At 66.5% G+C, this 8,219-nt stretch carries 9 protein-coding genes and 3 tRNA genes; 10 read left to right on the forward strand and 2 right to left on the reverse strand.

Annotated elements, in window-relative coordinates; genetic code table 11:
• Nucleotides 1-130: 130 nt before the first annotated feature.
• Together ARC23_RS08725 and dapA are read right to left on the reverse strand one after the other, a co-directional pair.
• Complete coding sequence (locus ARC23_RS08725) at nucleotides 131-646, reverse strand: hypothetical protein (protein WP_057496886.1); 516 nt, start codon at nucleotides 644-646, stop codon at nucleotides 131-133.
• A gap of 32 nt (nucleotides 647-678) precedes the next feature.
• Nucleotides 679-1,572: a 4-hydroxy-tetrahydrodipicolinate synthase gene (gene dapA, locus ARC23_RS08730; protein WP_057496887.1), complete on the reverse strand. Its 894-nt coding sequence runs from the start codon at nucleotides 1,570-1,572 to the stop codon at nucleotides 679-681.
• Nucleotides 1,573-1,735: 163 nt separating this feature from the next.
• Here dapA and ARC23_RS08735 point away from each other — a divergent pair, with 163 nt between their 5' ends.
• The 10 genes from ARC23_RS08735 (at nucleotide 1,736) to ARC23_RS08780 (ending at nucleotide 7,713) form a co-directional block, all read left to right on the forward strand.
• Nucleotides 1,736-2,296, forward strand: a complete 561-nt coding sequence (locus ARC23_RS08735; protein ID WP_005409051.1) for a glycine cleavage system transcriptional repressor — start codon at nucleotides 1,736-1,738, stop codon at nucleotides 2,294-2,296.
• A gap of 92 nt (nucleotides 2,297-2,388) precedes the next feature.
• Nucleotides 2,389-2,868 carry a peroxiredoxin gene (locus tag ARC23_RS08740; protein WP_057496888.1) on the forward strand — a complete coding sequence of 160 codons (480 nt, stop codon included), beginning with the start codon at nucleotides 2,389-2,391 and terminating at the stop codon, nucleotides 2,866-2,868.
• A gap of 84 nt (nucleotides 2,869-2,952) precedes the next feature.
• Nucleotides 2,953-4,353, forward strand: coding sequence for a PhoH family protein (locus ARC23_RS08745; RefSeq protein ID WP_049460205.1), 1,401 nt, complete (start codon nucleotides 2,953-2,955; stop codon nucleotides 4,351-4,353).
• On the forward strand, nucleotides 4,350-4,856 hold the full coding sequence (locus ARC23_RS08750; RefSeq protein ID WP_057496889.1) for a hypothetical protein: 507 nt from the start codon (nucleotides 4,350-4,352) through the stop codon (nucleotides 4,854-4,856). Before ARC23_RS08745 ends, ARC23_RS08750 begins: the two co-directional genes overlap by 4 nt.
• A 9-nt stretch (nucleotides 4,857-4,865) precedes the next feature.
• Nucleotides 4,866-5,534 (forward strand): YoaK family protein, encoded by a 669-nt coding sequence (locus ARC23_RS08755; RefSeq protein ID WP_057496890.1) that lies wholly within the window; start codon nucleotides 4,866-4,868, stop codon nucleotides 5,532-5,534.
• A gap of 135 nt (nucleotides 5,535-5,669) precedes the next feature.
• Nucleotides 5,670-6,479, forward strand: a complete 810-nt coding sequence (gene thiD, locus ARC23_RS08760) for a bifunctional hydroxymethylpyrimidine kinase/phosphomethylpyrimidine kinase (RefSeq protein WP_057496891.1) — start codon at nucleotides 5,670-5,672, stop codon at nucleotides 6,477-6,479.
• Entirely contained in the window at nucleotides 6,476-7,402 is a 927-nt protein-coding gene (locus ARC23_RS20435; RefSeq protein ID WP_080393054.1) for an alpha/beta hydrolase family protein, read from the forward strand. Before thiD ends, ARC23_RS20435 begins: the two co-directional genes overlap by 4 nt.
• Nucleotides 7,393-7,469 (forward strand) — tRNA-Arg (locus ARC23_RS08770). Before ARC23_RS20435 ends, ARC23_RS08770 begins: the two co-directional genes overlap by 10 nt.
• 58 nt (nucleotides 7,470-7,527) lie before the next feature.
• A tRNA-Arg gene (locus tag ARC23_RS08775) sits at nucleotides 7,528-7,604 on the forward strand.
• 32 nt (nucleotides 7,605-7,636) lie between these two features.
• Nucleotides 7,637-7,713 (forward strand) — tRNA-Arg (locus ARC23_RS08780).
• Nucleotides 7,714-8,219 lie beyond the last annotated feature (506 nt).

Below are 8,219 nucleotides of genomic sequence, written 5' to 3' on the forward strand. Positions count from 1 at the left end.
TTTCTGTTCTTCGGCAAACGCTAACCGCGCGATCCGGTATGCCAACCTTGCGATCCGGCAGGTGCCAACCTTGGTTGGCACAGAAGCGCCGACCAAGGCCGGCCTCTACCACGGCCGGACGGACCAGTTTTTACTGTGCCAGCTTCGCTTTCAGCGCGGCGATCAGCTTCACCGGCGCTTCGGCCGTGGCCGGCAGGCCACGCGGGTCGACCGCGGAAATGTAGGCGCCGGCATCGACGGCGACCACGCGGACCAGGAAGTTGCTGCCTTCATAGGCCACATCGTAGGAACCCAGCAGCTGTGCGCGGCTGGCGATGGTCACCCCTTCCACGCCTTCCAGCGCGGTACCGACCTTGGCGAAGGCTTCATCCTTGCCACCGGCGATGGTGAAGCCGGTGTTGCCCACGGCCGGGGCCGCAGCAGCCGGGGCCGCCGGCTTGGTCGCCGAGGCCAGGGTCGGCACCTTGTTGTCACCGGTGGTGGCCGGCAGGTTCAGGTCCGGCGGCACTTCCAGCGGACGCATTTCCGGGGACAGGGCGTAGTCGCCCTTGACGCCACGCTTGAAGCAGCCCGTGGTGCCGGCGGCGACGGCCACCGCAAGCAGGGCATAGGACAGGACGCGGACGGTGGAAACGGATTGACGCATGTGAATCTCCTGGATCAGACCAAGACGAAAGGTCAGTGGCTGGAAAGGGCTTCGAGGGCGGCGATGTCGCCGGCAAGATGATCGGCCGCCGCGTGGTGCGATGCCGACAGCGGCAGCAGCGGCAGTCGCAGATCGTGACCGATGCCGAGGCGGCGCAGCAGCGCCTTGACCGGAATCGGGTTCGGTTCGACACCGCAGAAGTCATGGAACGGCTGCAGGCGCGCATCCCACGACCCGGTGGCTTCGTGGTCATGGGCGGCGGCCAGTTCGCACATCCGGCGGTAGGCGCCCGGCAGCACGTTGGAACCCACCGAGATCAAACCATCCACACCGGCCTGGATCGAGCGCGCGGCGGTGCCGTCATCGCCACTGAGCACGGCGAACTGCGGGCTGCGCAGGGCCAGCAGCGCCTGCACGCGGCCGGTATCGCCCACCGCTTCCTTGATGCCGACGATGTTGGGATGGCTGGCGAGCTCCGCCACAGTCTCCGGCTGCATGTCGCAGCCGGTACGGCCGGGCACGTTGTACAGCACCACCGGCAGCCCGCCCTGGTCGGCCACCGCGCGGTAATGCGCGATCAGGCCGGCCTGGGTCGGCCGCACGTAGGGTGGCGTGACCACCAGCGCGTGGCTGGCACCCAGTGCCGCGGCACGACGGGTCTGTTCGATGGTTTTGGCGGTACCGGACAGGCCGGTACCGGCCATGACCGGAATACGGCCGCCGATGCGTTCGACCGCGCTGGCCAGCAACAGGTCGTACTCGGCCTCGGTGAGCGTGGCCGCTTCACCGGTCGAGCCGGCAACGACAACGCCATGGACGCCACCTTCCAGTTGCAGATGCAGCAGGCGCTGCCAACCGTCGGGATCGAGGGCGCCGTCGGCCCGGAAAGGGGTCGCCAGCGCGGTGATGAGGCCGGAAAGGGACAAGGACGTGCTGCTCTTGGCTGGAAAGGGAAACGCCCGCCACGACAGGCCGGGGGCGACCTGAATGTTACTTGCGGCGCGAAAGCACGGGCAAGTATGCTGGACACCGGTGGATCCCCGCCTCTGGCGGGCATTCAGACTCACGCATGCATTACCCGGAATCGCCTTGACCGACACCACCCCGCGCCCCGCGCCGAGCGAAAACCACCTCCTGATCAACGCCTATACGACGCATCCGGAGTCCCCCCTGCTGTCCGTCACCCGACGCATCGCCGACAGCGGCTGCAACCTGGTGGACGCACGGCTGGCCACGGTCGGCCGCGACGTCTCGGTCACCGCCCTGGCCACCGGCTCGTGGGACTCGGTCGCCAAGCTGGAAGCGATGCTGACCCGGCTCGAGCGCGAGGAAGGCCTGAAGCTGGTCTGGTACCGCACCGCGGCCAAGCAGGCACAGTCCAACCTGCTGCCTTACATCGTCGAGGTGATCGCCGCCGACAAGCCGGGCATCCTGTTCCAGCTGGCCGACTTCTTCGACCGCCAGGGCATCACCATCGAGAACCTGCAGAGCACGCGCTACCGCGCCATGCAGACCGGTGCGGAGATGTTCAGCGCGCAGGTCACCATCGGCGTGCCGGCCAACATGCACATCGCCGCGCTGCGCGACGATTTCCTCGAGTTCTGCGACCACCTGAACCTGGACGCGATCATGGACCCGATGAAGTTCTGAATGAATTCCTGATTTTTTCGCGCGCCTCTCACAGGCGCGTGGCGTTTCATGCAATTGTCGTAGAAAGAACCCAGGCTCGACAGAAGGACCTCATGAACAACGGCGACACCCTGGACAGCACCACCCTCTCCCTGCCGCTGGCACTGTCCGGCGGCGCCCAGGCCACCCTCGCCGACTACGCCGGCCAGTGGCTGGTGCTGTACTTCTACCCCAAGGACAGCACCCCCGGCTGCACCACCGAAGGCATCGACTTCAACGCACTGCTGCCGAAGTTCAAGAAGGCCGGTGCGGTCGTGCTCGGCGTCTCGCGTGACTCGGTGAAGTCGCACGACAACTTCTGCGCCAAGCAGGGCTTCAACTTCCCGCTGGTCAGCGATGGCGACGAAGCGCTGTGCAGCGCCTTCGACGTGATCAAGCTGAAGAACATGTACGGCAAGCAGGTACGTGGCATCGAACGCAGCACCTTCCTGATTTCCCCCGACAGCCGCATCGTGCAGTCCTGGCGCAAAGTCAAGGTCGCCGGCCATGCCGATGCCGTTCTCGACGAACTGAAGGCCTCCCAGTCCAAGTGAGTCCCACTGCCCACCGTGTCCGCCATCACCCTGCCCCGCAGCAGGCCGTGGTGGTTTTTCCCTGTCCGTAACCAGGAATCGACGATGACCCGAGGCAAGCGCATCTACGTGCTGGATACCAACGTGCTGATGCACGATCCCACCGCGCTGTTCAAATTCGAGGAGCACGACGTCTACCTGCCCATGCAGGTGATCGAGGAGCTGGACAACGGCAAGAAGGGCACCTCCGAAGCGAGCCGCAACGCCCGCCAGGTGAGTCGTTTCCTCAACGAGCTGGTGCAGGAATCGGGCCTGGACAACCTGGCCGACGGCATTCCGCTGCAGCGCCCCAATGGCCTGCAGCTGCGCGGCAAGCAGAGCGCCGGCAAGCTGCGCTTCCAGACCAGCCATTTCGACGCGGGCAAGAGCTTTGGCAAGGTCATTCCCGACAATGCCATCCTCGGCGCGATCCTGGCGCTGAAGGAAGAAACCCCGGACCTGCCGGTGGTGTTCGTTTCCAAGGACATCAACCTGCGGATCAAGGCCGCCATCGCCGGCATCGTGTCCGAGGACTACGAGAACGACCGTGCGCTGGATGATTTCAGCCTGCTCTACACCGGCGCCACCGAGCTGCCGGAAGACTTCTGGAAGCGCCACGGCGATGACCTGCGCAGCTGGAGCGACAAGGGCCGCAGCCATTACGAAATCCAGGCGCAGGACGGCGAGGAGTGGTATCCGAACCAGTACGTCTACCTGCCCGGCGAAGACGAGGTCGAACTGCGGGTCAGCCGCGTGGTCGGCGACGGCAAGGTGGTGCTGTCGCTGGTCGATGATTTCCGCCACGGCAGCCACGCCGTGTGGGGCATCAGCGCGCGCAACCGCGAGCAGAACTTCGCGCTCAACGCGCTGATGGACCCGGAGATCGACTTCGTCACCCTGCTCGGCACCGCCGGCACCGGCAAGACCCTGCTGGCGCTCGCCGCCGGCCTGGCGCAGACCATGGACCAGCAGCGCTACCGCGAGATCATCATGACCCGCGCCACGGTCAGCGTCGGCGAGGACATCGGCTTCCTGCCCGGCACCGAGGAGGAGAAGATGACGCCGTGGATGGGCGCGCTGACCGACAACCTGGAAGTTCTCACGCACAACCAGGAAGGCGGCACCTGGGGCCGCCAGGCCACCAATGACCTGCTGGCCAGCCGCATCAAGATCCGCTCGATGAACTTCATGCGCGGCCGCACGTTCCTGTCGCGCTACCTGATCCTGGACGAGGCACAGAACCTCACGCCCAAGCAGATGAAGACCCTGATCACCCGTGCCGGCCCCGGCACCAAGATCGTCTGCCTGGGTAATGTCGAGCAGATCGACACCCCGTACCTGACCGAGACCACCTCGGGCCTGACCTACGCGGTGGACCGCTTCAAGAACTGGCCGCACAGTGCGCACATCACCCTGCGCCGTGGCGAGCGTTCGCGCCTGGCCGACTACGCCTCGGAGGTGTTGTGAACCGCTGCACCCGCCTGCTGCTGCCCACCGCTGCGATCATCCTCGCAGCCGCGCTGGGTGCCTGCACCACCACGCGCGGCCCGGCCAGCGTGCCGACCGCCGAGCGCACCGGCCAGTCGTGGGTGGTCACCCGCCCGATCATCGCCGCGCAGGTGCTCGACACCTGCTCGCGCGCCAGCCCCGGCCGCGAGGCCGGGCGGGTGTCGGGTTACTGGGCGCCCAGCCGGCAGCAGGTCGACCAGCTGGAGGCGAAGCTGTCGTCGCTGGAAGCGCAGGTGCCGAAGGTGCTGGACTTCGACCGCCAGTACGTCGGCATCGAAAGTGCCGGCAAGCGGCTGATCTACATCAACGCCTTCCACCTGCCGGATGACAGCGGCATCAATCCGGCCCGCGAAGCGATCCGCGTCTGCGATGGCGGCGCGCAGTTCTGGGGCGCCGTGTTCGATCCGTCCACCGGCACCTTCAGCGAGCTGCAGTTCAACGGCGGCCTCGGCGGGCCCTGAGGGCCCGTCATGGGAATACGCCTGCCGACCTGGGTCTGGATTGGCGCGGTCGCGTTGTCGTGCGTGGCCGGCATGGTCAACGTGGTCGGCTTTCTTGGCTTCGAGCATCAGGCCGTCAGCCACATGACCGGCAGCACCAGCCAGCTCGGCATGGCGCTGGCCCAGGGTGACTGGCGCGCGGTCGGCCACCTGTGGGGACTGCTGATCGCGTTCTCGCTGGGCGCGATGCTCAGCGGCCTGCTGATCCAGGACAGCACCCTGCAGCTGGGCCGGCGCTACGGCGTGGCGCTGGCATTGGAATCGGCACTGCTGCTGGTCGCCATTCCGCTGTTCGAACAACACCAGATCTGGGGCGCACTGGCCGCCGCCATGGCCTGCGGCCTGCAGAACGCGATGGCCACCACCTTCAGTGGCGCGGTGGTGCGCACCACCCACCTCAGCGGCATGTTCACCGACCTGGGCATCGGCCTGGGCCACCTGCTGCGCGGGCTGCCGCTGCAGGTGCGGCGGTTGACCCTCAGCGGCCTGATCATCAGTGGCTTTCTCGCCGGCGGCGTCATCGGTGCCTGGCTGTTCGTGCGCTGGCAGTACGACGCGCTGCTCGCCCCGGCCCTGCTGACCGGCCTGACCGGGCTGGGCTATGTGCTGTACCAGCAGTGGGCACGCTGGCGGCGGTGAGGGCCGCGCTGCGGGCGCCTGGGGGTCAGATCCCTTTTCCTGCGGAAAAGGGATCTGACCCCGCCTTACGGATCAACGGCATCCACGCAGGGCGTGGAACTACCCTCCCCTGCGGGACCACGGCACAATCGCCGGATGAGCCCGACCACTCCCGTCTCCGCCCTCACCATCGCCGGCTCCGACTCCGGTGGTGGCGCCGGCATCCAGGCCGACCTGAAGGCGTTCGCCGCGCACCGTGTGCACGGCCTTTCGGCAATTGCCGCGCTGACCGCGCAGAACACCCGCGGCGTCATCGCCGTGCATGTGCCGCCGATCGGCTTCCTGCGCGCGCAGCTGGCGGCGTGCTTCGACGACTTCGACATCCACGCGGTGAAGCTCGGCATGCTGGCCAATGCCGAGGTCATCAACACGGTCGCCGAAGTACTCGAGCGCCACCGTCCGGCGCACGTGGTGCTGGATCCGGTGATGGTCGCCACCAGCGGCGCGCGCCTGCTGGAAGACACCGCACTGCAGGCCATGCGTGAACGCCTGATTCCGCTGGCCACACTGATCACCCCGAACACACCAGAGGCAGAGCTGCTGGTGGGCCGGAAGATCGGCAACGGTGACGACGCCGAACGGGCCGCCGCGGCCCTGCTCGACCTCGGTGCAGGCGCTGTGCTGCTCAAGGGGGGCCACCTGCAGGAAGGCAGCCGAGTGATCGACCGCTACTTCGACGGCGTCAGCAGCGAAGAATTCATCCACACCCGCCTGCCACTGGATGCGCATGGGACCGGCTGCACGCTGGCCTCGGCCATCGCCGCGCAGCTGTGCAACGGGCTGAGCCTGGCCAATGCCTGCGAAGCCGGCATCGACTACGTTGCTCGCGGCCTGCAGCAGGGCTACGCGCCGGGCCGCAGCCAGGTGCTGGTGCTCGACCACTTCGGCGCGGCGCCACACGCATGAGTCTCACGCCGAGCATCCACGCCGTGCAGTGCGACGACGGCCATCGCTACGAAGTGATCGCCTGCGTGCCTGCACAGCCCATCGCGCGCCTGCTGTGGCTGCCCGCGCTGGGCGTGGCCGCGCGCCATTACCTGCCGCTGGCGCAGGCGCTGGCGGCGAAGGGCGTGGCGGTCTATCTGCATGAGTGGCGCGGCAACGGCAGCAGTTCGCTGCGGCCGTCGCGCGCACAGGACTGGGGCTATCGCGAAGTACTCGAACAGGATCTATCCACCAGCCAAGCGGTACTGGCCGCTGCGGACGACGATGCCGGTGCCCTGCCCTGGATCATCGGCGGGCACAGCCTCGGTGGGCAGCTGGCCTGCGTGCATGCCGGCCGCAACCCGCAGCACTTCAACCGGCTGTGGCTGGCCGCCAGCGGCTCACCGTTCTGGCGCGGCTTCCCGCCCCCGCGCGGCTGGCTGCTGCCGCTGGTCTATCGCTTCCTGCCGTGGATCACGCAGCGTCAGGGCGTGCTGCATGGCCGTCGCCTCGGCTTCGGTGGCACCGAGGCGCGCGGGCTGATTGCCGACTGGGCGCGGGTGGGCCTGAACAACCACTATGCCGCGGCCGGCATGGACGAAGACCTTGATGCGCAGATGGCGCGCGTGCATGGCAGCGCACAGGCGGTGTTGATGGAACACGACTGGCTGGCGCCCACCGGATCGATGCATGTGCTGCTGGCGAAGCTGCCGAATGTCGCCGCGCAGCTGTGCGTGCTCTCCGCGCAGGAACTGGGTACGCGTGCCGACCACTTCGCGTGGCTGAAGGCCCCGGAAGCCGTGGCCGCCCACTTTTTCATTCAGTTGGGTGAAAATTTTCACAAAACTGTTGACGGTGCGCGCCGACATCCGCATAATTCCGCTCCTGTCGCAGGGCGCCCGTAGCTCAGTTGGATAGAGTACCTGGCTACGAACCAGGCGGTCGGGAGTTCGAATCTCTCCGGGCGCACCACTCGACAGGTTTCCAGCATCCGCCGCTGGAAATGTTTTAAAATTTGATTGTGTACCGCGCGCCCGTAGCTCAGTTGGATAGAGTACCTGGCTACGAACCAGGCGGTCGGGAGTTCGAATCTCTCCGGGCGCACCATACACAGTCAGCACAACAAGTTTATGTAATTGGCGCCCGTAGCTCAGTTGGATAGAGTACCTGGCTACGAACCAGGCGGTCGGGAGTTCGAATCTCTCCGGGCGCACCATTACACCGAAACAGCAGGCCTCGGCCTGCTGTTTTTTTATGCGTGTTTTTCGGCAGGGCTGCGCCCTGCACCTGCAGATGCTTCAAGCCAAGGCAACGGCAACAGCAAAAGCTGGCATTCCGTGGGGTGGCGGGGCCGTGTCGGAGTGCGGGGACGCCGCAAGTACGTCCATGTAGGCTTGGCAGCCGCATCCATGCGGCTGACACCCCGCACTCCGACACCGCCCCACCTCTGACAGATTTCCGCGATCTGATGGATCCACGCCATGCGTGGATGAATCTCCATCGAGTTCGAGTATTTCGACAGTTGATCGAAGAGCATCCACGCATGGCGTGGATCTGCCGTGTCGACCAAGGTCGACACCTACCAACAGCAGCGGAAAACTGTCGAAGGCGGGGTGGGTCCGGTTGCGGGGGCGTGAGCCGCATGGATGCGGCGACCGAGCTTACATGGACGTACTTGCAGCGGCCCCCGCAACCGGACCCACCCCGCCTCTCCTTCGGGAA

This window comes from Stenotrophomonas beteli, assembly GCF_001431665.1.
In the GTDB taxonomy this organism is placed as follows: domain Bacteria; phylum Pseudomonadota; class Gammaproteobacteria; order Xanthomonadales; family Xanthomonadaceae; genus Stenotrophomonas; species Stenotrophomonas beteli.